General features: G+C 56.3%; 24 protein-coding genes and 1 riboswitch. Of the genes, 10 read left to right on the forward strand and 14 right to left on the reverse strand.

Annotation, left to right across the window (positions count from 1 at the left end):
• On the reverse strand, nucleotides 1-601 hold a 601-nt coding region (locus IIY41_RS02040; protein WP_287399456.1), incomplete at its 3' end, for an HAD family hydrolase.
• Nucleotides 602-816: 215 nt separating this feature from the next.
• Here IIY41_RS02040 and IIY41_RS02045 point away from each other — a divergent pair.
• The 5 genes from IIY41_RS02045 (at nucleotide 817) to IIY41_RS02065 (ending at nucleotide 5,424) form a co-directional block, all read left to right on the forward strand.
• Nucleotides 817-1,092, forward strand: a complete 276-nt coding sequence (locus IIY41_RS02045) for a YlmC/YmxH family sporulation protein (protein ID WP_009325974.1) — start codon at nucleotides 817-819, stop codon at nucleotides 1,090-1,092.
• A gap of 96 nt (nucleotides 1,093-1,188) precedes the next feature.
• Nucleotides 1,189-3,096, forward strand: coding sequence for an LTA synthase family protein (locus IIY41_RS02050; RefSeq protein ID WP_287399459.1), 1,908 nt, complete (start codon nucleotides 1,189-1,191; stop codon nucleotides 3,094-3,096).
• A gap of 164 nt (nucleotides 3,097-3,260) precedes the next feature.
• On the forward strand, nucleotides 3,261-3,992 hold the full coding sequence (gene rpsB, locus IIY41_RS02055; protein WP_009325971.1) for a 30S ribosomal protein S2: 732 nt from the start codon (nucleotides 3,261-3,263) through the stop codon (nucleotides 3,990-3,992).
• A gap of 21 nt (nucleotides 3,993-4,013) precedes the next feature.
• Nucleotides 4,014-4,934 (forward strand): translation elongation factor Ts, encoded by a 921-nt coding sequence (gene tsf / locus IIY41_RS02060; RefSeq protein WP_287399461.1) that lies wholly within the window; start codon nucleotides 4,014-4,016, stop codon nucleotides 4,932-4,934.
• A gap of 178 nt (nucleotides 4,935-5,112) precedes the next feature.
• Entirely contained in the window at nucleotides 5,113-5,424 is a 312-nt protein-coding gene (locus IIY41_RS02065; RefSeq protein ID WP_009325967.1) for a YerC/YecD family TrpR-related protein, read from the forward strand.
• 136 nt (nucleotides 5,425-5,560) lie between these two features.
• Here the strand turns inward: IIY41_RS02065 and IIY41_RS02070 are convergent, their stop codons facing one another.
• Entirely contained in the window at nucleotides 5,561-6,601 is a 1,041-nt protein-coding gene (locus tag IIY41_RS02070; protein WP_287399463.1) for a uroporphyrinogen decarboxylase family protein, read from the reverse strand.
• 1,146 nt (nucleotides 6,602-7,747) lie between these two features.
• On the opposite strand from IIY41_RS02070, the gene IIY41_RS02075 reads away from it, so the two are divergent.
• The 5 genes from IIY41_RS02075 to IIY41_RS02095 all read left to right on the forward strand — a co-directional run bounded on the left by IIY41_RS02075 (nucleotide 7,748) and on the right by IIY41_RS02095 (nucleotide 12,598).
• A complete protein-coding gene (locus tag IIY41_RS02075) occupies nucleotides 7,748-8,923 on the forward strand; it encodes an ABC transporter substrate-binding protein (protein WP_050004554.1) in 1,176 nt (391 codons plus the stop codon).
• Between the two features lie 226 nt (nucleotides 8,924-9,149).
• Nucleotides 9,150-10,031, forward strand: coding sequence for a branched-chain amino acid ABC transporter permease (locus IIY41_RS02080; RefSeq protein WP_009325961.1), 882 nt, complete (start codon nucleotides 9,150-9,152; stop codon nucleotides 10,029-10,031).
• Between the two features lie 9 nt (nucleotides 10,032-10,040).
• Nucleotides 10,041-11,114 carry a branched-chain amino acid ABC transporter permease gene (locus IIY41_RS02085; RefSeq protein ID WP_287399466.1) on the forward strand — a complete coding sequence of 358 codons (1,074 nt, stop codon included), beginning with the start codon at nucleotides 10,041-10,043 and terminating at the stop codon, nucleotides 11,112-11,114.
• Nucleotides 11,115-11,117: 3 nt separating this feature from the next.
• Complete coding sequence (locus tag IIY41_RS02090) at nucleotides 11,118-11,882, forward strand: ABC transporter ATP-binding protein (RefSeq protein ID WP_009325959.1); 765 nt, start codon at nucleotides 11,118-11,120, stop codon at nucleotides 11,880-11,882.
• Entirely contained in the window at nucleotides 11,882-12,598 is a 717-nt protein-coding gene (locus IIY41_RS02095; RefSeq protein WP_009325958.1) for an ABC transporter ATP-binding protein, read from the forward strand. Before IIY41_RS02090 ends, IIY41_RS02095 begins: the two co-directional genes overlap by 1 nt.
• A 95-nt stretch (nucleotides 12,599-12,693) precedes the next feature.
• Here the strand turns inward: IIY41_RS02095 and IIY41_RS02100 are convergent, their stop codons facing one another.
• The 12 genes from IIY41_RS02100 to IIY41_RS02155 form a co-directional block, all read right to left on the reverse strand.
• On the reverse strand, nucleotides 12,694-12,990 hold the full coding sequence (locus IIY41_RS02100; RefSeq protein ID WP_009325957.1) for an alpha-helical endospore appendage domain-containing protein: 297 nt from the start codon (nucleotides 12,988-12,990) through the stop codon (nucleotides 12,694-12,696).
• 113 nt (nucleotides 12,991-13,103) lie between these two features.
• Nucleotides 13,104-14,279, reverse strand: a complete 1,176-nt coding sequence (locus tag IIY41_RS02105) for a SpoIIE family protein phosphatase (protein ID WP_050004403.1) — start codon at nucleotides 14,277-14,279, stop codon at nucleotides 13,104-13,106.
• 19 nt (nucleotides 14,280-14,298) lie between these two features.
• On the reverse strand, nucleotides 14,299-15,966 hold the full coding sequence (locus IIY41_RS02110) for a [Fe-Fe] hydrogenase large subunit C-terminal domain-containing protein (RefSeq protein WP_058723249.1): 1,668 nt from the start codon (nucleotides 15,964-15,966) through the stop codon (nucleotides 14,299-14,301).
• Nucleotides 15,963-16,220, reverse strand: coding sequence for a (2Fe-2S) ferredoxin domain-containing protein (locus tag IIY41_RS02115; protein ID WP_009325954.1), 258 nt, complete (start codon nucleotides 16,218-16,220; stop codon nucleotides 15,963-15,965). Before IIY41_RS02115 ends, IIY41_RS02110 begins: the two co-directional genes overlap by 4 nt.
• A 263-nt stretch (nucleotides 16,221-16,483) precedes the next feature.
• Nucleotides 16,484-17,287 (reverse strand): inositol monophosphatase family protein, encoded by an 804-nt coding sequence (locus tag IIY41_RS02120; RefSeq protein WP_287399470.1) that lies wholly within the window; start codon nucleotides 17,285-17,287, stop codon nucleotides 16,484-16,486.
• 66 nt (nucleotides 17,288-17,353) lie between these two features.
• Nucleotides 17,354-18,874 (reverse strand): bifunctional metallophosphatase/5'-nucleotidase, encoded by a 1,521-nt coding sequence (locus IIY41_RS02125; RefSeq protein WP_117460292.1) that lies wholly within the window; start codon nucleotides 18,872-18,874, stop codon nucleotides 17,354-17,356.
• A gap of 2 nt (nucleotides 18,875-18,876) precedes the next feature.
• Nucleotides 18,877-19,686 carry a phosphonate ABC transporter, permease protein PhnE gene (gene phnE, locus IIY41_RS02130; RefSeq protein ID WP_009325951.1) on the reverse strand — a complete coding sequence of 270 codons (810 nt, stop codon included), beginning with the start codon at nucleotides 19,684-19,686 and terminating at the stop codon, nucleotides 18,877-18,879.
• A gap of 13 nt (nucleotides 19,687-19,699) precedes the next feature.
• Complete coding sequence (gene phnE / locus IIY41_RS02135) at nucleotides 19,700-20,521, reverse strand: phosphonate ABC transporter, permease protein PhnE (protein WP_009325950.1); 822 nt, start codon at nucleotides 20,519-20,521, stop codon at nucleotides 19,700-19,702.
• The gene (phnC, locus tag IIY41_RS02140) at nucleotides 20,518-21,270 is read right to left on the reverse strand and encodes a phosphonate ABC transporter ATP-binding protein (protein WP_009325949.1); all 753 of its coding nucleotides are present in this window, start codon (nucleotides 21,268-21,270) and stop codon (nucleotides 20,518-20,520) included. Before phnC ends, phnE (IIY41_RS02135) begins: the two co-directional genes overlap by 4 nt.
• Nucleotides 21,271-21,360: 90 nt before the next feature.
• Complete coding sequence (locus IIY41_RS02145) at nucleotides 21,361-22,458, reverse strand: phosphate/phosphite/phosphonate ABC transporter substrate-binding protein (RefSeq protein WP_287399474.1); 1,098 nt, start codon at nucleotides 22,456-22,458, stop codon at nucleotides 21,361-21,363.
• 77 nt (nucleotides 22,459-22,535) lie between these two features.
• Nucleotides 22,536-23,513 (reverse strand): LacI family DNA-binding transcriptional regulator, encoded by a 978-nt coding sequence (locus tag IIY41_RS02150; RefSeq protein WP_050004399.1) that lies wholly within the window; start codon nucleotides 23,511-23,513, stop codon nucleotides 22,536-22,538.
• A 136-nt stretch (nucleotides 23,514-23,649) separates the two neighbouring features.
• Nucleotides 23,650-24,828, reverse strand: a complete 1,179-nt coding sequence (locus IIY41_RS02155) for a cation:proton antiporter (RefSeq protein WP_050004398.1) — start codon at nucleotides 24,826-24,828, stop codon at nucleotides 23,650-23,652.
• A 53-nt stretch (nucleotides 24,829-24,881) separates the two neighbouring features.
• Nucleotides 24,882-24,956, reverse strand: a riboswitch (Fluoride riboswitch).
• Between the last annotated feature and the right edge of the window lie 17 nt (nucleotides 24,957-24,973).

Raw genomic sequence — 24,973 nt, forward strand, 5'->3', positions numbered from 1 at the left:
CCACGCCGTAGCTCAGCAGCGCGCGCTGCAGCGTACGCACATTTTTGAAGTGGATCCCAGTGATATCCGCGTCGAAAGCGGCGGACGCATTGGCGGTGTTGTCGTCAATGAAAATGGATTCCGCTGCCGAAAGACCGTATTTGGCCAGAAGCGCATGGTAGATGCGCAGGTCGGGCTTGGCCAGCTTTACCTCACAGGAAGCAACTCCGCCGTCGAACAGCTGCCAGAATTTGCGCTGCTGCAGCATTTCCAGCACGTCCCAGGAAATATTAGAAAGGTAAAACACGCCGTATCCGCGCTTTTTCAACCGCTTGATGAGCTGCACGGTGTCGTCCTTGGTGCGCAGCATATCGTACCAGTCGTCCAGAATAACGCCCACCTCAAAGGAACGGCGCAGAGCCGCGCCCTTTTCGCGCATGATGCGGTCGCCTTCCTCGCGGGTGAGCAGCCCGGCGTCCATCTGCAGCCATTCCTCGCTGCCGAAGGTAATGTCGTAGAGCTGGTCCTCCACACGTTCGTTCATGAAATGGTCGACGAGGAATTCGCGAGGGTCAAAATCCACCACGACGCCGCCCAGATCAAAAATAATATTTTTATACAAAACGTTCACCTGTCCTGTGCGGGGGAACGCGTTCCCCTGGATTCTGCGCGCCTTATCCGGGGCGCCCGCCGCCGCGCGCGTGGACGGCCGGGACCCAAAAAGCGGCTTTCGGCAGCTTTTTCACTATTATACAACATTTTTTGCGGTATAGAAAGGGCTTCGTTCGGAATAGGTATGGAATGCCGGCGTGTAGCCGGAGAAGGGAGGTTGTCGTTATGACAGTATATGAGCTGTGCGAACGGGACGTTGTAAATGTTACCACAGGCCAGAACCTTGGTAAAGTGGATGATATTTCCTTCGAGCCGGAGACGGCCAGCATCACGGGCGTTATCCTGTACGGGCGGCTAAAGCTGTTCGGCCTGCTGGGCCGGGAGGAGGACACGGCCATCCCGTGGGGAGACATCGAAAAAATCGGGACGGATGTTCTTTTGGTGCGCACGGCGGTATCCGCGCCGCCCAGAAGCAGAAAAAAATTGTTTGGAGTGAAATAAAATGGGTTGACAAGGTGTTTTATAATAATGAAGTGGAAAACGTAAAGTTTTTGAAAAGCGGAAGCTTGGCATTTGAAAATCGGGAGGACGTTTGACGTGCAACAGATCGGACCCGGTGCGCAGCCCACGCGTTTTGCGAAGCTGCGCGCCTCTTTCTGGCTGAGCGCCGTATGGTCGGTGCTGGTGCCAACTGTTTTTTTTGTTACGATGGAGTGGATCCACCGCGGTACGCTGGGCGGCGATTTCTGGAGTGCCCGCGTGCAGCCGCATCCCTGGGGCTTTATTTTTGAGTGGCTGTTTTTGGTGCTGCTGTATGTGTTCATCAGCCAGCTTTCGGGCCTGCACTGGCTGGCCACGCTGCTTACGGGCATCATCAGCAACGTGCCGGGGACCGTCACCTATTTTAAGCTGGAGATGCGCGGCGAGCCGTTTCTGCCTTGGGATATCACCCAGGTAGGGGACTTTGCCGGCGTGGCCGGCAAGGTGGAGCTGGACATACAGCCCACGATGCTGTGGACGCTTGCAATTTTCCTTGTGCTTTTGGCAGCGAGCTGCTTTTTGCGCATGCCCTATAGAAAAGAGACGCGCTGGCGCTGGCGCATCGGCAGCGCGGCGGTTTCGGGCTTTTTGTGGTGCCTGCTGGTGTTCGGCGTATACCTGAACGCCTCCATGTGTGAATTTTTCGGCATTTATTCCGATATGTGGATGCAGGACCGTTATTACAAAAACTACGGCGTCATCACGGGGTTCATGACGAATCTGCAGGTGCTGGACATCGAAGCGCCGGAGAACTACTCTGAAAAATCGGTTCTGGAGCTGGCCGCCCGCGTGGAAGAGACGGCCGAAACGGCGAAGCCGCTGTATAAGGAATCCTACGCGGCCACGGCGGACGCGCCCGAGCAGCGGCCCAATATCATCTTTGTGATGAACGAATCGTTTTGGGATGCCTCCCGCCTGGAGGGCATATCCTATGACCGGGAGCTGACGCCCAATCTGACGGCGCTGAAAAACGAGGCGGCCTACGGCTACTGCTATACACCGTCTTTCGGCGGCGGAACCTGTGATGTGGAATTTGAGGCGCTGACGGGTTTTTCAGTGGAGCATCTGCCTGCGGGCAGCAAGCCCTATCAGCAGCATGTCACCCATGATATGTTTTCTCTGCCGCAGTATCTGCGGGCGCAGGGCTACGATACGCTGGCCGTGCACGGATACTACCGCAAGTTCTGGAGCCGCAACACTGCGTACCCCTACCTCGGCTTTAACGAGTTCATCGCCGCCGAGGATTTTGTGAACCCGCACACCCGCCGCGGCTTTATCTCGGACGCAGCCATGACGCAGCGCATTATTGAGGAATACGAAGCGCGGGACGGCGGCGCACCGCTTTTCATCCATGCGGTGACGATGCAAAACCACACGACCTACGACGCAAGCCGTTACGCGGCGGACGAACTGGTGAAGATCACGGAGCATCCCGGTCTTTCCACGCAGACGCTTTCCCAATTGCAGGATTTTGCAACGGGCGTGTATGAGGCGGACGCGGCGCTGGGCGCTCTGGTGGATTATTTCCGCAATGTGGACGAGCCCACCATCATCGTGTTTTGGGGCGACCATTTCAACCCCGTGGGCAAGGGCTACGAGCTGTTTGAAAAGACGGGCTATATCGAAAAGGGAGATACCGGAAGCCCGGACCTGCACCGCACGGACCTGCTGATCTGGAGCAACTACGGCGGCGCCTCCATCGACCTGGGCACCATCGCGGCCTATGATATCTCGCCTGTAATGCTGGACCTGTACGGCCTGGAAAAGCCGCTGCTGTTCGAGTATCTGACAGACAGCCTTTCGGTGATGCGTGCGCGCACCCGCGGTGTTACCGTGGAGACGGACGGCTCCTTCAGCGAGGAAATGACCGAGGCGCAGCGGCAGTGCTATGACGGCCACTGGCTGCTGCAGTATGACCTGATGTTCGGCAAGCCGTACCTGGAAGATTACACGCCGCAGGAATGAACGGCAAAAAAACGCGCTGTACAGCGAAAAACACTTGTAATCCGAGCGCGGGTATGGTATACTGATTCGGCAATACGCACGCATGTCTTTGGCGTCCGGTGCCTTCGGGTGGCGCGCCATGCAGGACATGCGGAGGAAAAAACAAATTTTAGGAGGACACAATTATGGCAGTAGTATCTATGAAACAGCTTCTTGAAGCCGGCGTGCATTTCGGTCATCAGACCCGCCGCTGGAACCCCAAAATGGCGAAGTATATCTTCACCGAGCGCAACGGCATTTATATCATCGACCTGCAGAAGACTGTGAAAAAGCTGGATGAGGCTTACAGCTTTGTGCGCGACACGGCCACCGCCGGCGGCAGCATTCTGTTCGTGGGCACCAAAAAGCAGGCGCAGGATTCCGTGCGTGAGGAAGCCACCCGCTGCGGCATGCACTATGTCAATGCGCGTTGGCTGGGCGGCATGCTGACGAACTTCCGCACCATCCGCCGCCGTATCGACCGCATGGAGCAGATCAATAAAATGCGCGAGGACGGCACTTTCGACATGCTCCCCAAGAAGGAAGTTGCGAAGCTGGAGCTGGAGCTGGAGAAGCTTGAAAAATTCCTGGGCGGCGTGAAGACGATGGATAAGCTGCCCGCCGCCATGTTCATTGTGGACCCGCGCAAGGAGCGTATCGCTGTTGCCGAGGCCCGCAAGCTGAACATCCCCATCGTGGCCATTGTCGACACCAACTGCGATCCGGACGAGATCGACTACGTCATTCCGGGCAACGACGACGCCATCCGCGCTGTAAAGCTGATTGCGGGCGCAATGGCGGACGCTGTGCTGGAGGGCCGTCAGGGCGAGCAGATGGACGAGGCCGAGGCTGAAGAAGAAGTCGCGGCTGCTGAATAATCGAACAGGGGGAAAAGAAAAATGGCATTTACCGCTTTAGATGTTAAGAAGCTGCGCGAACAGACCGGCTGCGGCATGATGGACTGCAAAAAGGCGCTCACCGAGTCTGACGGCGATTTTGACAAGGCTGTCGAGTATCTGCGCGAAAAGGGTCTTGCCGCCGCCGCGAAAAAGGCAGGCCGCATTGCCGCCGAGGGCATGGTCTACGCTGCGGCCGACGTGGCAAACAAGGTGGGCGTTGTCATCGAAGTGAACGCCGAGACCGACTTTGTTGCGAAAAACGACAGTTTCCAGACCTTTGTAAAAGAAGTTGCAGACGTTGTCATGGCGCAGAATCCCGCCGACGTGGAGGCTCTGATGGCCTGCAAGCTGGGCGAGCAGACGGTAGAAGCCGCGCTGCAGGAAAAGATTCTTGTCATCGGCGAGAACATTAAGATCCGTCGCTTCGCGCGCTTCGAGGGTGTTTGTTCCGCTTATGTGCACGGCGGCGGTACGCACGGCGTGCTGGTCCAGTTCGACACCGACGATGCGACGGCTGCGAAAGCTGAGTTCACGGCGTTCGGCAAAGACATTGCCATGCAGATCGCCGCGGCCAATCCCGGTTATCTGTGCGAGGCCGAGGTGCCCGCGTCTGTGATCGAGAAAGAGAAGGAGATTCTGCTGGCGCAGATCAGCAACGACCCGAAGCTGGCCGGCAAGCCCGAGCCTGTGAAGGTGAAGATGGTCGAAGGCAAAATCGGCAAGTTCTACAAAGAGAACTGCTTGGTGGATCAGGCATATGTCAAGGAGCCGGATATTTCTGTCTCCAAGTATGTTGAGAACACCGCTAAAGAGCTGGGCACGGACATCGAGATTGTCAAGTTTGTGCGTTTTGAGAAGGGCGAAGGCCTGGAGAAGCGCGCCGACGATTTTGCGGCCGAAGTTGCCAGCATGATGAAATAAGCGTATCGTTCGGATACAGGCCGCCCGCACGGAAGTGTGGGCGGTTTTTTGACGCCAGGCCTGCGCGCCCAATATTTAACAGATTCGTCATTGCTTTTTTGCATTTAATATGTTAAAGTATTAAAGCAATATCGGGAATGATATAAAAACGGAACCATCAAAAAGGACGAGGTGCATCATGGCAGAAAAAAATACCCGCAGAGACAAAGACATGGATGTGCTGTTCAAAGCGATCCTTTCTTTGGAAACGCTGGATGAATGCTACGATTTCTTCGAGGACCTCTGTACGATGAAAGAACTGGCGGATATGGTGCAGCGCGTGGAGGCGGCCAAGATGCTGCTGAGCGGCAATACATACGAGCAGATCGTCAAAAATGTCGAGATCAGCACAGCGACCATCAGCCGGATTAATCGTTGTATCCAATATGGAAGCGGCGGTTACGAGAAAATTCTGAATCGTGCAGAAAAAGCCAGTAAAATCAAGGGTTGAGTTTTTTCGCGGAAGTAAAATAGTGTAGGGATAGTGTATGAGTTGCATACACTATCCCTACACTATTTTTGCACCGCATTCTTACGCTCTATTTTATATGATGTATATTTTTTACTGACAAATGGACGTTTGATTCTCAGGCCATATCTTTGCAAGCCTTGGAAAGCATTTTGACATTTTCCAACGGAGTATCTGCACCCAAATCACACCCGGGGGCAAGAATGTGAGAATGCCCGTTTGCAATTTTTATCCGTTCGCATGCCTCTTTGTAAACTTCGCTGGGCGTACCGGTAAGGAGCGTGCCGGCTGGATTGATATTTCCCATCATAACCATTTTTTCGCCTGCTGCCTCTACAGCCTTTTCGAAGTCCACAAGATAATCTACCGAAAATACGTTCACTCCGCATTCGCGTAATGCTGCAACGCGGTTTCCGGATGCGCCGCAAACATGGGCGTAAAAATACTTATAAAAGGGGAGTTTTTCTTTTAGCTTTTTTAATGATGGAACAACCCATTCTTCGAACATTTCTTGGCTGATCAAACTGCCGCTTCCAACCGGTTCTGCAGGGAAAGCTATATCACACCCGTTCTCGTGCAATAATGTGAACATTTCAGCACTGACGCATACCGTAAAATCCAGCAGTTCATGCACAATTTCCGGCTCCTCCAGCATGAGCATGATAAAGTCACTTGTTCCGACCATGACGGCTGCCATAGTGAATGGCCCTGCTACATCCCCGAATATATATTTTTGATTTCCCACCAGGGCCTTGACATGCCGTGTCTGATTTATCATTTTTTGAACAAAATCATTAGCAAGAAGGGTATCACGAATTGTTTCTCTATTGAGTTGCGGAATCTCGTTTATTGGATCTTTAAAAACAGAGCCGGTATCGATTGCACCTCCAATTTTATCAATACTGATTGGGCAGCCAAATGCGTTGAGACATGCAGTGAAAACTCCAGAAACTGCGCTGATCATATCGCTGTCAATTTTGTTGAGATAATCTACAACAGATGAAGCCCCGCTGTCCGGCCTGCTATATAGCTCCCGATATGTCACCCCCTCTGTTTTAGCAATCCATGCTCCGCCATCGACTACGGTAAAAGGAGTGCGGTCTACAGCTTGGTGCTTAATAACTGCGTCAATTCTTTCTTTGGGTGTCATCGTTTCCATGGACAGTTCCTCCCATAATTGTTTTGTTTTACATAACATATTGGGCTTGTTATGTGTTTCATGCCTGTATCATACAATTGTTTCAATTCGAAGTATTGTACTATGATTTAATTTTTGGGAATATTTTGTTTTTTACTTAAAAAATTCCAAACCGTTTGAAAAGCGTGTGCAGATAGCCCAAAAGCTCTGTTCCTTTTTTAGCCAAGAAATTTCACGTTCAGTGTATACGCTTTTAGCGAGATCGTTTATTTCGTAACTACCCATGTACTTGATGGCGCACCCATCGACTTTGTGGTTCTCCGCCATTGCTGCAAAGTGCTTTCCACCATCGTGCGGTTTGTGCGCAGGGGTGTATATAAGATTGCCTCGAACTGTTATAGCGCCGGCTTTTAATACATACGTCTGCATCGGGGCATTTTCTTTGAGGACCTCTTTTTGGCTTTCGAGGTTGAGGCTTAGTTTATAGAGGGTATCCGTGGTGTGGGTACGACAAAGCCTTATCGCTTACTTGTTATTCGCACTCAGGCATTTTATGAGCACTGTTTTCTCCTTTCCGTTATTTGAATTAATATTTGTGAGAATATATTGTAGTATAGGAATTATCAACTCCGGCACTGTGAGGTGTGATATGGTTAGGAATAATGTATCGATCTGTCCTGTGTGCGGGGAGAATTTAAAGCCATACGATAAGATTTTGCGTATTGCATGTACGAAAGGGCGAAAAATACTATGGAAATGGGGGCTGTAAGAAAATTTTAAAGCATTCCAGAGAGCAAATGAACGATGCGCGAGAACGATGTGCGGGGCCGTAAACCGGCCCCGCGTTTTGCGCCGGAAACCGAGACCGGAAAAGCGTGACGGTGAAATTGGCCTTCTCGGTTCCGTTTGCCGTGTGCATTCTTGTGCAAAAAAGAGAGTGAATATACGTATACGGCGGACAACTTTGCCCGGTTGTACGGGAGCGACGGAGCTTTTTTCTGTTTTTTTATGCAATATCACACAATTGAACGCTTTAGCAAAGAAAAGTATGTAAAAATAGTGTATTGAATTTTGTGCATCTTCCGCGTTAAAATAGATTCAATTCCTATCAAAGGCTTTGTTGGAAGCTTTGTGTATGGAAAGTTTGAAACATTGGAGGAAGAAAGTATGAAAAAGTTTCTGAGCGCAGCGCTGGCCCTCTGCCTCGCCTTTTCGCTGGCGGCGTGCGGCGGTTCCGGCTCCAGCACACCGGCGTCCACCGCGCCGTCCGGCGGCACGGCGGGTTCCGGCGCGGCCATTAAGATCGGCGGTATCGGCCCTGTTACAGGCAGCACCGCGGTTTACGGCAATGCCGTGAAGAACGGCGCGGAGATCGCCATTGCCGAGATCAACGCGCTGGGCGGCCAGCAGTATGAGATGAAATTCGAGGATGACGAGAACGATGCCGAGAAGGCGATCAACGCGTACAACAGCCTGAAGGACTGGGGCATGCAGATCCTGATGGGCACCGTCACCAGCAATCCCTGCATCGCCGTTGCGGCCGAGACGGCAAACGACAATATGTTCCAGCTGACGCCGTCCGGCTCCGCTGAAGGCTGCATCGCAAACGACAATGCGTTCCGCGTTTGCTTCTCCGACCCGGAGCAGGGCACGCTTTCCGCCGATTATATCGTTGAGAACAGCCTTGCGGCAAAGGTCGCCGTCATCTATGACAGCTCTGACCCGTATTCCTCCGGCATTCACGATGCGTTCGTGACCGAGGCGCAGGAAAAGGGCCTGGAGATCGTTTCCGACGAGGCGTTTACCGCCGACAGCAATAAGGACTTCACAGTCCAGATTCAGAAGGCCCAGTCTGCAGGCGCAGAGCTGGTGTTCCTGCCCATTTACTACACCGAGGCGTCCCTGATTCTGACGCAGGCTGACAAGATCGGCTATGAGCCGGTGTTCTTTGGCTGCGACGGTCTGGATGGTCTGGTGTCTGTGGAGAACTTCGACACGAGTCTGGCCGAGGATGTCATGCTGATGACTCCGTTCACCGCTTCGGCTACCGATGACAAAACGGCCGCGTTTGTAAAGGCTTATAACGAAGCCTACGGCGAGGACCCCAATCAGTTCGCGGCCGATGCCTATGACGCCATTTACGCCATCCACGCGGCTGTGGAGAAGGCCGGCGTTACAGCCGACATGGATGCGTCCGCCATTTGCGACGCCCTGAAGGCCGCTTTTACTGAGATCACGCTGGAAGGCTTGACCGGCAAGGGCATTACCTGGGACGCCAGCGGCGCGCCTGCCAAGAGCCCGCTTGTCTACATCATCAAGGACGGCGTTTACACCGCGGCATAATTTCTGTTACAAAAAGGCCAAGAAGGCTGCCGGCTTTTACCGGCAGCCTTCTTTCCAATCGACATCTTTTCGGTGGAAAACAGCGTGCAAGGCCGTTTTTTGTGGTTTTCAATTGCCGGGCGGCACCCGGTATGGTATACTTATAAAGTCTGGTACCTGTGGAGCGATCCTCTCTTGGACGCCGGCGGCACGGCGTTTTATGGGAAACAAAAAAGGGGCGAAACACATGCAATTTTTATCTTACCTTGTGAACGGCATCAGCCTGGGCAGTATTTATGCGGTCATTGCCCTGGGCTATACGATGGTGTACGGCATTGCCCGTATGCTGAATTTCGCGCATGGCGACGTCATCATGGTGGGCGGCTACGTTGCTTTTGTAATGATGACGTCGCTGGGCCTGCCCGCGCTGGCGGCAATCTGCGCGGCGGTGGTGGTTTGCACGCTGCTGGGCGTTGCCATCGAACGCGTGGCCTATAAGCCGCTGCGGGAGGCGCCCAGCCTCGCCGTGCTCATTACGGCCATCGGTATGAGTTATCTGCTGCAGAACCTGGCGCTGCTCATCTGGGGCTCTGCGCCGAAATCCTTCACGTCGGTCGTGTCCATCGAACCGCTCCGTCTCTTCGGCGGGCAGCTCGTCGTCACGGGCGAGACACTGGTCACCATTGTTACATCCGCAGTCATCATGGTGGCGCTCACGTTGTTTGTCAACAAGACGAAAGTGGGGCACGCCATGCAGGCCGTATCCGAGGACAAAGGAGCCGCACAGCTTATGGGCATCAATGTGAACGCCACCATTTCGCTCACCTTTGCCATCGGCAGTGCTTTGGCGGCCGTCGCGGGCGTGCTGCTGTGTTCGGCCTATCCCACGCTGATGCCAACGACGGGCGCAATGCCCGGCATCAAGGCTTTTGTGGCTGCGGTGTTCGGCGGCATCGGTTCCATCCCCGGCGCGATGCTGGGCGGCGTGCTGCTGGGCATCATCGAGAGCCTGAGCAAAGCGTATATTTCGTCCCAGATGGCGGACGCCATCGTGTTCGGCGTGCTCATCATCGTACTGCTTGTCCGCCCTGCGGGCATACTGGGCAAGCAGACGCGAGAGAAAGTGTAGGTGGGCGCAATGAAAATGAAAACTTTGAGCCGCAGTTTCCGGCGCGATCTTGTGACCTATGGAATGGTCGTTGTGATGTTTTTGGCCATCCAGCTGCTTTCAGGCATGGGCATGCTCACAAATTCCCTGTCGGGGCAGCTCGTTCCGATCTGCGCATATATCATTATGGCGATTTCCCTCAACCTCACCGTGGGCATCCTGGGCGAGCTGAGCCTGGGGCATGCGGGCTTTATGAGCGTGGGCGGTTTTGTGGGGGCGTTTGTCTCCGTGTGTGTTGGGGACGCCGTGCCGGGCTGGCTCTGCTTTGCGCTGGCGTTGCTGGCGGGGACCGCGGCCGCAGCCTTGTTCGGTTTTTTGATCGGCATTCCTGTATTGCGCCTGCAGGGGGACTATCTTGCCATCGTAACGCTGGCCTTTGGTGAGATCATCAAAAACCTGCTCAATTCCTTCTATGTCGGCAGAGATGCGTCCGGCTTCCATGTTTCGCTGAAGGACGCGCTTTCGCTGAACCTGGACGAGACAGGCGATGTGATCATCAACGGCGCACAGGGCATCACCGGCATGCCGCGAAGCGCCACCTTCGGGCTGGGCTTTGTACTTATTCTCATCACGCTCTTCATCGTTCTGAACCTCATCAATTCCCGCACGGGCCGTGCGATCATGTCCATCCGGGACAACCGCATCGCAGCGGAATCCGTGGGCGTCAATGTCACGCGGTATAAGCTCATCGCGTTTACCATTTCCGCAGCGCTGGCCGGTTTGGCGGGCGCGCTGTATGCGCATAATTTCTCCTCGCTGGTGGCGAAAAAGTTTGATTACAACACTTCCATTCTGATTCTGGTGTTTGTCGTTGTGGGCGGTATGGGCAACATCCGTGGTTCCATCATTGCGGCTGCGCTGCTCACCATCCTGCCGGAGCTGCTGCGCGGCTTCAGCGATTACCGCATGCTGGTGTATGCTGTCGTGCTCATTGTGATGATGCTGTTCAACCAGAGCCCGCAGCTTGTGACCTGGCGCCGCAGGCTGGCCGCCAGGCTGCCGCTGCCGCGCAAGAAGGCTGCGGCGGGCGAGAAGGAGGTGTGATGCATGGCTTTGCTGGAAGTAACGAACCTTGGCATCGCATTCGGCGGCCTGCAGGCCGTGGAAAAATTTGCGCTTTCCATTGAAAAGGGCCATCTGTACGGCCTTATCGGTCCCAACGGTGCGGGCAAAACAACGGTGTTCAACATGCTCACCGGTGTGTACCAGCCCACGGAGGGCGATATCGTGCTGGACGGAAAAAGCATCGTTGGCCTCAAGCCGGCTGTCATCAATAAGGCGGGCATCGCGCGCACGTTTCAGAATATCCGTCTGTTCAAGGATATGACGGTGCTGGACAACGTGAAGGTGGGCCTGCATAACCAGGTGAAATACACTACGGCCACGGGAATTCTGCGTCTGCCCTCCTATTTTGTGAAGGAGCGGGCCATGAATGAAAAGGCAATGGAGCTGCTGAAGATCTTCGATTTGGACGGAGAAGCGGGGCAGCCGGCCTCCAGCCTGCCCTACGGAAAGCAGCGCAAGCTGGAGATCGCCAGAGCGTTGGCAACGAATCCCAAGCTGCTGCTGCTGGACGAGCCTGCGGCTGGCATGAACCCCAATGAGACTGCCGAACTGATGGAGACCGTCCGTTTTGTGCGGGATAAATTCGACATCGCGGTTCTGCTCATCGAACACGACATGAGCTTTGTTATGGGCCTGTGTGAGCATATCACGGTATTGGATTACGGCCGTATCATCGCGGAGGGCGACCCCGAGACCGTCCGCAGCGACCCAAAGGTTATTGCGGCATATTTGGGAGGTGAGGCGTAATGGGCGTGATGCTTTCGGTCAAGGACCTTGTTGTAAATTACGGCGCCATCAACGCCATCAAGGGCATTTCATTCGATGTGAACGAGGGCGAGATCGTCACGCTGATCGGCGCAAACGGTGCGGGCAAAACGACCACGCTCCATGCTGTTTCCCGGCTGCTCAAGCCCAAACAGGGGGAGATATCCTTTTGCGGCCAGCCCATCAGCAGCATGGAAGCGCATAAAATCATCCAGCTGGGCCTGACGCAGGTGCCGGAGGGGCGGCGCGTGTTTTCGCAGCTGACGGTGCAGCAGAATCTGGCGCTGGGGGCGTACACCCGAAAGGACGGCGCGGATGCCGTTGCGGCGGATTATGAGATGGTGTTTCAGCGCCTGCCGCGTCTGAAGGAGCGCCGCAGGCAGATTGCCGGAACGCTTTCCGGCGGTGAGCAGCAGATGCTGGCCATTGGCCGCGCGCTGATGTGCAAACCCAAGATGCTGCTGCTGGACGAGCCCTCCATGGGCCTGTCTCCGTTGTTGGTGCAGGAGATATTCAGCATCATCCACGATGTGAATCAATCCGGCGTGACTATTCTGCTGGTGGAGCAGAACGCCAAGATGGCGCTGGAGATCGCGAACCGGGCCTATGTCCTGGAGACAGGTTCCATCGTCATGTCCGGCGACGCGCATGAACTGGCCAATAACGACCAGGTGCGCAAAGCGTATCTGGGCGGTTGAAACAGCAAAACAGAAAGGAGCGCGTCCCTGTCGGGGACACGCCCTTTTCTTTTTTGCACGCCGCCAGGGGAGGCAGTAAGCCTGTGCGGCATGCCTCAGCAGCTTTCCCGGGAAGGGTAATAAAGGTTGTTGGAGATGAACTCCAGCTTGTCGCGGAGCGTGTGCTCCAGCTCGTTGACTGTGGTGACCATGTTCATGACGGTCTCGTTCACATCCAGGATTTGATTCAGCGAAACGTCTTCCATGGCGAGCACCTTTTGCAGCTTTTCGCCCTCTGCGTTCAGAATATGGCTCAAAGCCGTTTCCTCCAGCGCAATGGACTCGATGAGATCGGTAATGGCCTGGCTCATGGAGATGGGGTTCGGGGACGTTGTGATGGTGGGCATTGACATTGCGGTTTCCTCCCTTATCTGCGGTTGATTTCCATATCTGCCGTATGGTTATTATCAGTATATGAGAAACCGCCGAAACTGTGAAAACCCCGCCTTGCGGCGGGGTTTTCTGCTTAGAAGTAGCTCACTTTGATTTGTTTGCCCATCTTTTCCAGATATTCGGAAAGCTCTTGTACCAGGCGTATTTTGATGCCGAAGGTAATGGGCAGATCCGGGTTCTGGTGCGCCGGATTGATGGCCTTGCCGATAAAAAAATTGATGTCCGTGGCATACTCGAACAAAAGCTGGGCGATTTGCGAGGCTCCGTCCGTCTGCACGCTCCACAGGTTGGTAAGGTCGGTGCCTTCCACAAAGGCCTTGGCGTATTCCACCACTCGGCTCATGGTGATGACGCCCTCTGTCACAAGGTCCACGCCCTTCATATGGCCCACGGGAGGAATGGCGGGGTCGGTGCCGTAATCCAGAGAGGTGACGATGGTTTCGTGCAGATAGTCTGCCGCAATCTGGGAGGTGGTGCCGCCGCAGACGATTTTTTTGCCTTCCTTTGAGAAGAAAAGCGTCATCATTTTCGTTGCGTCGCGCGGGTCTGCGGGCGGGCCCATCAGCAGATTGACAGGCGTGCGTTCCCGGATGCGCACGGCGGCCACGGTGGTATCGTCGCCGGGCTCGCCTTCATACAGGCGGTTGCACTCGTCCACGATCATGGACGCGATCATCTTGGCCGAGAGCGTGTCGTCGTACAGGCGCTCGGCGTATTCGATGATATTCTCGCGCTGCCAGCCGAAATTCATCGTCTTGCCTACGCCTGCATAGATGGCGCCGTCGCTCATGGCGATGAACACATCATGCAGCTGCAGGGGAATGCGGCTTTCCAGTATGGTTTTGCCCTCGATGACGCGGCTGACGATGGGGTAATCCACGCTTTTGCCGTTCCGCAGCAGGATGACGTTGGGGTTATCGAACTGAATGATCTCGGCCGTGGTGTTGTCGGTAATGCGGATGATGGTGAATGTGGAATAGGCCACCTGCCGAACACTGCACACGGGCAAAGTTTTTGCAATGGTGTCCACACATTCCTCAATGGGCATGCCGTTTGCCATCATCGTGCAGATGATTTTGCTGGTGAGCGTAGAAAGGATGTTGGCCTTTACGCCGCTGCCCAGACCGTCCGCCAGCACCATTGTCAGAGATTTTTCATTGTTGCCGATGATTTCCACACGGTCTCCGCAAAGCTGCTCATTCACGTGGTTCAGGCTGATGTAGCCGGTGTCTGTCCAAAGGTTATTCATGGGTGCCTATGGCCCTCCTTTATTTTTGCAGGGCGTCCTTGAGCTGCGTCAGCGCGATCTTCGTCTCGGCGGTGGTTTCGCCCAGCAGGGAAGCGATCTCCTGCACCACGCGCATCTGCTTTTCAATCACTTCATTGGTGATGGCCACCGTCTTATTGCACAGCTCAGAGCGTTCGCTCTGGCGTTCCTCCTCGCTGGTGATATCGCGCATAATGCTGAACACGATGTGGTACTCGTGGTCGTAAACGATGGTTTCAGCCACATATTTTTTGTATTCGGCCAGATAGTGCTTTTTCTCCTTGATGGGCACTCCGCTGGTCATCACGCCCAGGTAATCGGCCGGGTTCAGCAGCCGCACGATGGGGGAACCCAGGATATCAGAAGGCGTTTTGAGGTTGAACAGCGCGCAGCCTGCTTTGTTGATCTGCTGTACGCACAGATTTTCATCCAGCACAAAAATGGCATTGGGCGTATTGTTGATGACATAGCCGGAGAATGTTTCGGCCTTTTCTTTCAGGAAAGGCAGGCACATGGAAAGATCGGCCTTGCCTTGATATACGGCAATGGCCTTTTCACGGCAGGTAGGATAACCGCAGCTGCCGCAGTTGAGCTCCTGCTCGGGGCTGGTTTTGCCCATCTTGGCCAGGATCTCTTTGATGGCTGCTTCTCCGGGTATCTTTTCGTGGGTGCCGATGTAGGGGATGTTCTTGAATGTGTCGATGGGCATCGCCACACGGAACTCATCGTCCCCGGCAAAGGCGACCACCTTTACCTCGCCGCTGAGCAGGGGCTTGTGATGATGGCTGATGGCCGGGCCGTTGATGCATGCGCCCTCGCAGGCGTTCATTTCGATAAAGCAGTTCTTCAGCGCACCGGATTCGATCTCCTTGATGGCGGCGATGCAGTTCTGTACGCCGTCCACGGCCAGATAAGTGAAACCAGTGTTTTCGGTGTGCATGCTTTTGATGATGCCGCCCTTGATGGGGAAGAAGCGGCCGCGCTTTCCCTCATCCGGCTCGGTGGAATCACCCGCGGGCACCACGCCGGCCTCGTTCATCCATGCCTCCAGCTCCTCGTAGGTGAGGGCAACGTCGCACTCGCCGTACAGCTCAGCCTCTTCCTTCTTGGAAATGCACGGGCCGATGAATACGGCGCATGCGCCGGGATTTTCCTCCTTGATGACGCGGCAATGCGCCAGCATGGGGGAGAGCACGTCCGCCAGATACGGCAGCACGCTGGGATAGTATTTCTGAATGAGCGCGTTGACGCTGTGGCAGCACGAAGAAATGATCACGTCGTGCTTGCCGGAGGCGATCATCTTTTCGTATTCGGTTTTGACGATGGTTGCGCCGATGGCGGTCTCCTGTGCGTCGGCAAAGCCCAGCTTCAGTAGAGCGCTCTTCATCGCGGCGAAGTCCATCAGCGGAAATTCCGCGATAAACGAGGGCGCCACACTGGCGATGACCTTTTTGCCGGAGGCGATCATCTCTTTTACGCGGGGCACGTCGTCGCGGATCTGTTTTGCGTCCTGGGGACAGTTTACGAAGCAGCGGCCGCACAGGATGCATTCATCCGGGATGATATTCGCCTGCCCGTCGGCAAATTTGATGCTTTTCACCGGGCAGTTGCGGATGCATTTGTAGCAGTTTTTGCAGTTCGATTTTTTGAGCTGCAGGAATTTGTTCATTCCGGCTTCCTCCCCAGCTTCGCCAGCACCGAGCCGGCAAAAATATCATCGAAGTTATCACGGTTCAGCCCGGTAACGATCTCGTCATCCACCTTGATGGAGACGCCGTGGGTGCATTTGCCCAGGCAGAATGCGGCCGAGAGATCCACCGTATCCGTGAGCCCGTACTTTTCAAGCGCCGCCTTCATCAGGTTGATGATGTCGTAGGAGCCTTTGAGGTGACAGGAAGAACCGACACATACGCAGATTTTCATAAGTACATCCATCCTTAACAAGTTTGCGCCGTTAAAAACATAACAACTGCAATTGTTTATATTATAATATGAATGAACAGGCGAGGTCAATCCGCAAAAGAAGCTTTTGTGGGAATTGAGGGCGCTTTTCCGCGAAATACACCGCCCGGTGTGCAGCAGAACAGCCGCCGGGCTTCACAGAAGGCCCGGCGGCTGTTTAGGGGGAGTGCACGGTCCAGAATACGTCGGTGCAGTGGCGCGGCCTCGGCCGGGCAAACGGTGCGTCAACCGTTCTCCCGGCTTGACGTATTTGCGGAAATGCCGGCGAGCACCTGTTCCAGAAGCGGGCGGGAACAGGCCGCAAGCACTGCGCTGCCCGTGTCCTGCGGCAGAGGGGCTCCGTCCAGCGCACAGATACAGCCTCCGGCCTCAGCCAGAATGATGCGCGCCGCGTTGTGGTCCCATGGACACGAACGCAGCGCCACAAACAGCTCTGCTTCACCCGCGGCCACGGCGCACAGCTCCAGTGCCACACACCCCATGCTGCGCACCCCGCGGACAGCTCCGGAAAGCTCTACAAGCCCAGCGCGCCGGGGGTGCTCCCGCAAAAAAGTGTGCAGAACGCCCGGTGTCGTGAGCAGTGCGTCCCGCAGCACGCCGCAGTGCGAAACATGAATGGGCGTTTCATCGCGCAGTGCGCCGCCGCCGTGCCGGGCGGAGTACAGTGCGCCGCGTTCAACGTCCAGCACAAGGCCGAAGGCAGGCACACCGTCCTGGTAGCAGCCCACAGACACCGCATAGTTGCGGTGCTGGCTGACAAAATTTGTTGTACCGTCGATGGGGTCCAGATACCACACGCAGCCCGTACCGCCCGGGGGCGTGGCGGGATATTCCTCGCCTACGATGGCGTCGCCCGGAAAGGCGGACAGGATGCCGCTGCGCAGGAACTGTTCCGTCTCGCGGTCACAACGTGTTACAAGATCCTGATGCCCGGTTTTCTCCCAAACCGCGCCGGCCTCCGGGCGGGCCAGACGCAGGCGCGCGCCCGCCGCCAGCACCAGCGCGCGGGCTGTATCAAAGCGGTCCATGTTCCTCCTCCTTTCCGCAACATCCTGCTTTTATCAAAGCATAACCGGCATATTGTGTCAAGTGTGTTACCATATAGCCTCCATCCGGCCGTTACACGGCAGGGAAACGGGACTGTTGGCGCGCACATACTCTGCCACAAGCTCAGGCATTTCCACGCTGCCGCGCCACAATACGGGGCATGTGCGCAGTGCGTCGTAGCCACCGGTGCCCGTGGCACGGTAATTGCTGGTACAAAGCCGCAGAGGCCCAGGCCCCAAGGGGGTGCCGTCAAGCCGGGAGAGCCGGGTCAGTCGGCGGCCCACAGGCTGCCGCAGATCAAACTGATAAGAGATTCCAGCGAAGAAATCGTAGTTGTAATGCTCCACCTTGGGGGCGAGAAAAGCATCGGACACCCGGGGCGTTCCGTTTTCCAGCGTGAAATAGGAGGCGCAGCGTTCCAGAAGCGCGCGCAGGATCTCTTCCGTAATCTCCAGCACCACCAGTGTGTTGGAGAACAAGTATGCCGCCGTAATGGCACGCATGGTTACGGACGCGGCAAGGCCTGCGGGTTCATTGCCGAGGCTGGTGCAGGAGATGTCGGCACCGGTGTGTGAAAGCTGGACTTGGTTGAACAATGCCGCCACAGCGCTGCCGTGCAGCGCTGCGCGCAGCTTTTCCTCAGGGGGGATGGCCTGCTCCAGATGCCCCACAGGTTCGTCCAGCCAGCGCTGTGCGGCCTGCTCCAGAGGAAGGAGGCGGCGGTAAGGCTGTTCTCGGTGTATGCCGCCCACAGGCAGCAGGCGTGCGGAAAATTCTGCACCGCCGTCCCGTACCGCGGCTTCCACCTGCAGATAGCGCCCGGCATTGGCGGGGGGCTGCACGGCGAAGGTTCCGCCGATGCGCACGCTTTCTACGGGCATGTGCTGGTGGCCCGTAAGAAGCAGGTCAAAGTCAAGCTCGCGCGCGATCCTGCACGCAAGGTTTTCTCCGCTGCCGGACAGCACCGCGCCCGTGTGCAGATCCTCTTCAAAGCCGCCGTGATAGATACACACGCATATGTCACATATCGGGCGCAAACGGGCACAGGCAGCACGCGCGGCGTCAAAAGCCTCGGTGATGCGCAGCTTTTTCAGATTCTGGGGCTGCTCCCAGACGTTTACATAATCGGTGACAATGCCTGTGATGCCGATGCGCAGGCCGTTTTTCAGCGTGTGGACAGTCTCCGGAAGCAAAGGCAGCGCGCCGCCCAGATCTTGTACATTGGCGCACAGGCACACGCCGTCCATGGCGCACAGATATGCGCGCAGCGCGTCATAGCCGAAGTTGAAATCGTGGTTGCCAAGTGTGAAATAATCACAGCCCATGGCATTGAAGGCTTCGGCCACAGGATGATGGGGAAATTCGTCCGCGTGCGCCAGATAATACTGCACCAGCGGCGTGCCCTGCAAAGAGTCTCCGCCGTCCAGCACCAGCGTGTTTCCGTTCTTGTCGATTTGTGCGGCCAGGTTCAGCAGGCCGGAGCTTTCGCCGCATCCGGCAGCGTAGTTGACAGGGAAGATATGCCCGTGCGTATCGGACGTATAAATAATTTTAAAAGTACGTTCCATGTTCAGCCTCTCGCCAATTTTATGCGGATTTTTGTTGAGAGCCACTCCACGGCCAGCACCAAAACGATCAGCCCGGCAAGAATGGCGCCGGCTTCGCTCCAACGGTAGCTGTTCATTGCAAAGATAAGCGGCGCGCCGATGCCGCCAGCTCCCACAAGGCCCAGAACAGTAGCGTCGCGCAGGTTGATGTCAAAACGGTAGATGGCGGTGGAAGCGAAGTTGGGCATCAGCTGAGGCAGGATGCCATAGCGGATCTTCTGCCAAGTGGTGCATCCGGCGGCGTCCAGAGATTCCAGCACGCGTACATCCAGGTCTTCTATGGCTTCAATATACATTTTGCTCACCATGCCCACAGAGCACAGCGACATCGTCAGTAGGCCCGCGAAAGCGCCCGGCCCCGTGACACGGATAAACATCAGCCCATAGATGAACGCGGGCACCGTGCGCACGGCCATAATGATGATGCGGCCGATAAAAGCAATGGGCTTCGGCGTCAGGTTGGACGCGGAGAGAAACGCCAGCGGAATGGAGATGACGGCGCCCACAACAGTGCCGAGAAATGCAATGCATACGGTCTCAAGAAGCAGATAGGGAACACCCTGCACCGTCAGATTGAACAGCAGGCCCGTGTCCGGATGAAAGATGCCGGAAAGGATGTTCAGAGCGATTTTGCCGCCGTTCTGCGTTGTACCGCTGGTTTCCACAGCTGTTGCGCTCCACACAATCAGAGCCGTAACGATAACCGCGACGGAAAGCTCAAAGACCCAGCGCTTCGGGCGCTGGGCATAGGCCTTTTCAATGCGTTCGTTCATGTCCTGCGCCTCCTTAAACCAGCCGTTTGCGCGCGGCGCGGCTGATGCTTTCGATGATGAATACTGTCACGAACAGCGCCAGCAGGATCATACCCACACTGGAATATTCGCGCCAGCCAATCTTTTCATTCAAAATCAGTCCAAGGCCGCCCGCCCCCACATAGCCCAGGATGGAGGCGTAGCGCACATTGCCCTCAAAGCAGAACAGGCAGTTGGAAAGGTAGGAGGGAAGCACCTGCGGCACGATAGAACTGATGAATGCGCGCACTTTGGTAGAACCCATGGCCTCCATGGCTTCAAACGCGCCCATGTCTACGGTCTCGATCTCCTCATACAAGATCTTGCCGATGTAGGCGAAGGTAAACACGGCAATGGCTGTGGTGCCGGCCAGCGTGCCCAGGCCGAACACATAGGTGGCAATAAGCGCCGTAACGAGCGTGGGCAGGGTGCGGATGATACTGAGGATCAAACGCATGACGCTGACGACCGCACGGTTGTGGATAATATTGGAGGAAGCCAGCATGGCGAACGGAACCACCAGCAGCGAGCCGATAACGGAGCCAAGCAGAGACATCTTGATGGTGTCGAACAGCGGCTGCCAGATCTGAGGCATATAACTCCATTGCGGCGGTATCATCTGTCCCAGAATGACGAAGAATTCCTTGATGCGCCGGGCCAGCAGAGACATGTCAAAGCCTGTCACCTTAACAGAGAGCACCGTGAGCGCCAAAAGCACAGCGGCGGCCAGCGGGGCGCGGGAGCGGGGCTTCGTCACGTTTTTTCCGTTGGGCAGTACAATGACTTTGGGCGGGAACACCTTGTCGTAAAGGTTCATGCCGTGGCCTCCTTCCGGTCCTGATAAATGGCGTCCAGGACGGCGCCGTCCACCTCACCGGCCGGGCCGTCATATACCACGCGCCCTGCGCGAATGCCAATGACGCGGGTAGCATACTGCAGCGCCAGGTCCACATGGTGGATGTTGATGAGAATGGTGATCCTCATGTCCCGGTTGATGCGTTGGAAATCATCCATCACCTGTTTGGCGGTGACGGGGTCCAGCGAAGCCACAGGCTCGTCGGCCAGGATGATCTGTGGATTCTGCGCCAGTGTGCGGGCCAGCGCGACACGCTGCTGCTGGCCGCCGGAGAGCTGGTCTGCACGGACAAAGGCCTTGTCCAGAATGCCGACCTTGTCCAGCGCTTCCAGCGCGGCTGTCTTTTCCGCTTTGGTAAAGATGCCGAGAGCTGCACGCCACCAGGGAAGCTCCGGCACAAAGGCGGTGAGTACATTCTTGATGACTGTGGTGCGTGTGACCAGATTGAAGGATTGAAAGATCATGCCAATGCGGCGGCGGAACGCGCGCAGGCTTTTGCCGTGCAGCTGCATCACATCGGTGCCGTCCACCGTCAGAGTGCCGTTCGTGATGTCATGCATGCGGTTGATGGTGCGGATCAGCGTGGATTTGCCTGCGCCGGAAAGGCCGATGATGGCCACGAACTCGCCTTGTCCAATGGTCAGGTCAATGTCCTTCAGCGCCTCGAAGCCGTTGGGGTATTTTTTGTTTACATGTTTGAATTCAATCATCTTATAAACCTCACACTCTCAAAAAAAGGAGGGAGCGCATAGCTCTCCCTCCTTTTCTGCATTACACGTTGTCCGTCTGTTTCGGGGAAATCAGGCGGCGCTGTTCAGCTCCTGGATCATTTTCTGGGCGGCGCGCTCGGAATCATAGTCAGAGGCCTGCGCGGGCTGATAACCCTGGTGGCTGTAAATGGAAATGACAGCCTTGCCCTCCTCGGTGTCGCCGATGTTGATGAACGCCTGGGAGAGAGCGGCTTTAAAATCATCGTCCATGATGGGGGATGATTTGCTGACACTGATGGTGTCGTTGTAAATGGCGGGGGTCACGCCGATGACGGCAGTATCCTCCCAGATACTGTTCGTCATCGCATACTCGCTGGTCCATTTGTCGGCATAGTCGCGGCGGGCGTCAGCGTAGGTGCACAGCACGTCGATCTGGCCGGATGCCAGGCGGGCGAAGGCGCTGCCGTAGGAATCGGACTGTACGGCGTGGGGCAGCTCGGTGATATTTTTGTCGAACTGCTCCTGCAGCCAAAGGGAGGGATAGATGTAGCCCGCGGGGGAAGAGGAACCCATAACGCTCCAGTTTACGCCGCTCACATCCTCCCAGGTGAGATCCTCGCCGGCGTTGACCTTGGCGGCAAGCGCCTGTCCCTTTTCGGACGGGCCGGCGATCATCAGAGCGCGGTAGCTGGTGACCTGGTTCGTGGTAGCCTCGGTGGGGGCGTTGTCATTCCAGTCCTTGGCGCTGTCGGAATCAATGGACAGGCCGTCGCGGGTGGCTGTCAGCAGTACGTCGCATCCATCGTCGTACAATACATAGGTGCCGCCCGGAATCAGGCCAACGTCGGCAGTGCCGGCGGAAAGGGCCTCACCCACAGCCTCATAGCTGGTGCCCACAGTGATCTCCACCTCGCCCACGTCATAGCCCAGGCCGGCAAGCTCGGCAGTGAGCATTTCTTTCAGAGGCTCGGTGGCGGTGATGATCTCCTCCGGTTCGCGGGAGGGAACAAAGGCGATGCTGAGCTTTTCGATGGATTTGCTGCCCGCTTCACCGGAGACAACGGACGAAGGAGCAGTGCTGCCGGAAGCGGCCGCAGAGGTGCCGCCGGATGTGCTGGACGAACTGCAGCCGGCCAGCAAGCCAGCGCACATCGCGCCTGCAAGGAGCAGGGAAACAGATTTTTTCATGTTAGGTCCTCCTGTGTTTTCTTGTTTGTGGCAGATATATTGTAAGGGACGACGCGCCCTTGCAACCGGAAAAGCGCTCATGCCGTATCGCCGATGCGGATGTGCGTGGGGACAACAACCGTGACCGCCTGCGTCCGCTTCTGGCTGATGCGCCCGAATAGGATCTCCAGCGCGTTTTCCCAGATATAGTCCGGAAACATTTCGATGCAGGTACCGGTGGGCCATTTGCTTTCCAGCGTTTGGATATCCTGATAAATGATGACGGCAACATCCTTGGGCACGCGCAGGCCCAGTTCACGGAAAGCCTCCAGCGCGCCTTCGGCCACCTCGTCACTGCCCAGCAGCATGGCCTCGGCCAGCCTGCCCTCGCGTGCGGCCTGCCGGGCAAGAGTATAGCCGCTTTCACGGCTGATGTCTCCCACATGGAACACAGTGGGATCATACAGGCCGCGTTCCTCTAAAATACGGCGCAAACCGGACAGGCGGCGGCCGCCGATGCGCACGCCGCCGTGCTCGTACACGCCCCCGATATAACCGATGCCGCGGTATTGCTTTTTGTCCAGCAGGTAAGCTGCCATCTGCTTCAGGCCCTGGTCGAAATCCACCTGGATCTGGTCGAACTCGTAATTGTGCTGGTCAGAATTGACGAACACGATGGCGAAAGACAGAGAACGGAGAAAATCCATCTCCGGCGCGGTGAATGCGCCAAAAGCGATCACGCCGTCCACGGGCTGAGGTTGGCCGAACATCAGTCGGATAAAGGAAACGTCGTACTGGTCCGTCATCATCTGCACCAGGCACGACAGAGAAGAAAGGCGGATGTTGGGCCTGTCCGGCCGGATGATGCGCCAATCAGCCACGCCGATGATGAGCTTTGTCTTTTCCGCCGCAGCCCTGCGCTGACGGGGAGAAACATAGCCCAGCGCATGGGCGGCCTGGAAGATGCGCATGCGCACCTCAGGCGTGACGGACATGTTGTCATCCCTGTTCAGCACCCGTGATACCGTTGTGGCAGAGACCTGTGCGCTCTGTGCAACGTCTTTGATGGTGGCCATGTGCAGTTCCCTCCTCTGGTTTTACAATTTAAGTATACCGGGCACGATGCCAAAGTCAACTATTTTTACTGATTTTTTACTAAAATAAAACAAAAAAGAACAGCGCGCTCTGAAGGAAACGCGCCGTCCGGCAGAGTCAGTTTTTTTTCAGCAGCCTTTGATAGGTACAGTCGATGGCAAACGCGCCCAGCGGCGCGGTGATGAGGATGGACAATACGGCCACTGTCAGCACGATATCACCGCAGGCAAGGCCCATGCCCAGCGGGATGGAGCCGATTGCAGCCTGTACGGTCGCCTTGGGACAGTAGGCCAACATACAGAATGCGCGCTCTCTGAGGGAAAGGCGGGTGCGCAGCAGGCACACCCATACGCCCAGCATTCGGAAGAGAAGTACCAGAAAGATGAGCAGCACCGCCTTTGTGCCGGCGCCCGCGGCATAGCGCAGGTCCACTGTGGCGCCCACCAGAACAAACAGCAGCAGCTCGGCGGCTACCCAAAGCTTTGCATATTTGGCCGAGAGCCGCGCGGCGACCTCACCCCGCTTCCGCTGAAGCGCCACACCGGCTGCCACCACCGCGATGAGACCGGAAAAGCCCATCCGGCCGCTGAGGCTATCCTCCAGCGTGACGAGCAGGAACGAAATGCTCAGCAGGATCAGCACCTTTGCGCTGTCCCGCAGACGAAGGCGGCGGAACACGGCCGCCAGCAGGGAACCGCATGCCGCACCCGCCAGAATGCCCAGCACAATGGAGAACGGGATCCGCGCAAGCGTGCCCGCCGAGATACCGCCGCCGTCCGCAAGCCCGGTGAAGGCCGTAAAAAGAACGATAACGAACACATCGTCCACCGAGGCGCCGGCCATGATCATTTGTGGGATGCCGGCGCGCGTACCTCTCCCTTCCTCCATTAGACGCAGCATTTTGGGAACGATCACAGCGGGCGACACCGCCGCCACGACGCTGCCCATGATGGCTGCGTCCAACACAGAGATGCCCAGCAGGCGCGGCGCAAGCAGCACCATTCCGGCGATCTCGAAGCAGGCAGGCACGAAGCAAAGCAGCACGGCAGGCCGTCCGGCCCGCTTCAGGTCGGCAAGCTCCAGGTTCAGGCCCGCGCGCGTCAGGATGATGATGAGCGCAATGCGGCGAAGATCGGCCGAGATGGCAAGGATGCTGCCATCCAGCACATCCAGCGCATGAGGACCGAGCAGGATTCCGGTGAGCAGCATGCCCAGCAGCGGCGGCAGTTTCAGCTTTTTACAGAGCCCGCCCAGCAGCATGCCGCACAGAAAGATCACGGCCAGACTGAATAACATAGTGTTCCTCCTTTTCGCAGAAACAAAAAAGCCGATGCTTCTGCGACGTAAATAAAATCGCAGAAGTCATCAGCTTGAAAAGCGGTTTTGGATAAAATCCAGGGGAGAACTTCATTCCCTGTAATGGATTATAACCTGGAGAAAA

The sequence above is a fragment of the Ruthenibacterium sp. genome, assembly GCF_017421385.1.
Lineage (GTDB): Bacteria > Bacillota > Clostridia > Oscillospirales > Ruminococcaceae > Ruthenibacterium > Ruthenibacterium lactatiformans.

Coding starts and splice junctions, on each gene's coding strand:
- IIY41_RS02045 (WP_009325974.1), top strand. CDS start 817: ATGACAGTATATGAGCTGTGCGAACGGGACGTTGTAAATGTTACCACA.
- rpsB (WP_009325971.1), top strand. CDS start 3,261: ATGGCAGTAGTATCTATGAAACAGCTTCTTGAAGCCGGCGTGCATTTC.
- tsf (WP_287399461.1), top strand. CDS start 4,014: ATGGCATTTACCGCTTTAGATGTTAAGAAGCTGCGCGAACAGACCGGC.
- IIY41_RS02065 (WP_009325967.1), top strand. CDS start 5,113: ATGGCAGAAAAAAATACCCGCAGAGACAAAGACATGGATGTGCTGTTC.
- IIY41_RS02070 (WP_287399463.1), bottom strand. CDS start 6,601: ATGGAAACGATGACACCCAAAGAAAGAATTGACGCAGTTATTAAGCAC.
- IIY41_RS02075 (WP_050004554.1), top strand. CDS start 7,748: ATGAAAAAGTTTCTGAGCGCAGCGCTGGCCCTCTGCCTCGCCTTTTCG.
- IIY41_RS02080 (WP_009325961.1), top strand. CDS start 9,150: ATGCAATTTTTATCTTACCTTGTGAACGGCATCAGCCTGGGCAGTATT.
- IIY41_RS02085 (WP_287399466.1), top strand. CDS start 10,041: ATGAAAATGAAAACTTTGAGCCGCAGTTTCCGGCGCGATCTTGTGACC.
- IIY41_RS02090 (WP_009325959.1), top strand. CDS start 11,118: ATGGCTTTGCTGGAAGTAACGAACCTTGGCATCGCATTCGGCGGCCTG.
- IIY41_RS02095 (WP_009325958.1), top strand. CDS start 11,882: ATGGGCGTGATGCTTTCGGTCAAGGACCTTGTTGTAAATTACGGCGCC.
- IIY41_RS02100 (WP_009325957.1), bottom strand. CDS start 12,990: ATGTCAATGCCCACCATCACAACGTCCCCGAACCCCATCTCCATGAGC.
- IIY41_RS02105 (WP_050004403.1), bottom strand. CDS start 14,279: ATGAATAACCTTTGGACAGACACCGGCTACATCAGCCTGAACCACGTG.
- IIY41_RS02110 (WP_058723249.1), bottom strand. CDS start 15,966: ATGAACAAATTCCTGCAGCTCAAAAAATCGAACTGCAAAAACTGCTAC.
- IIY41_RS02115 (WP_009325954.1), bottom strand. CDS start 16,220: ATGAAAATCTGCGTATGTGTCGGTTCTTCCTGTCACCTCAAAGGCTCC.
- IIY41_RS02120 (WP_287399470.1), bottom strand. CDS start 17,287: ATGGACCGCTTTGATACAGCCCGCGCGCTGGTGCTGGCGGCGGGCGCG.
- IIY41_RS02125 (WP_117460292.1), bottom strand. CDS start 18,874: ATGGAACGTACTTTTAAAATTATTTATACGTCCGATACGCACGGGCAT.
- phnE (WP_009325951.1), bottom strand. CDS start 19,686: ATGAACGAACGCATTGAAAAGGCCTATGCCCAGCGCCCGAAGCGCTGG.
- phnE (WP_009325950.1), bottom strand. CDS start 20,521: ATGAACCTTTACGACAAGGTGTTCCCGCCCAAAGTCATTGTACTGCCC.
- phnC (WP_009325949.1), bottom strand. CDS start 21,270: ATGATTGAATTCAAACATGTAAACAAAAAATACCCCAACGGCTTCGAG.
- IIY41_RS02145 (WP_287399474.1), bottom strand. CDS start 22,458: ATGAAAAAATCTGTTTCCCTGCTCCTTGCAGGCGCGATGTGCGCTGGC.
- IIY41_RS02150 (WP_050004399.1), bottom strand. CDS start 23,513: ATGGCCACCATCAAAGACGTTGCACAGAGCGCACAGGTCTCTGCCACA.
- IIY41_RS02155 (WP_050004398.1), bottom strand. CDS start 24,828: ATGTTATTCAGTCTGGCCGTGATCTTTCTGTGCGGCATGCTGCTGGGC.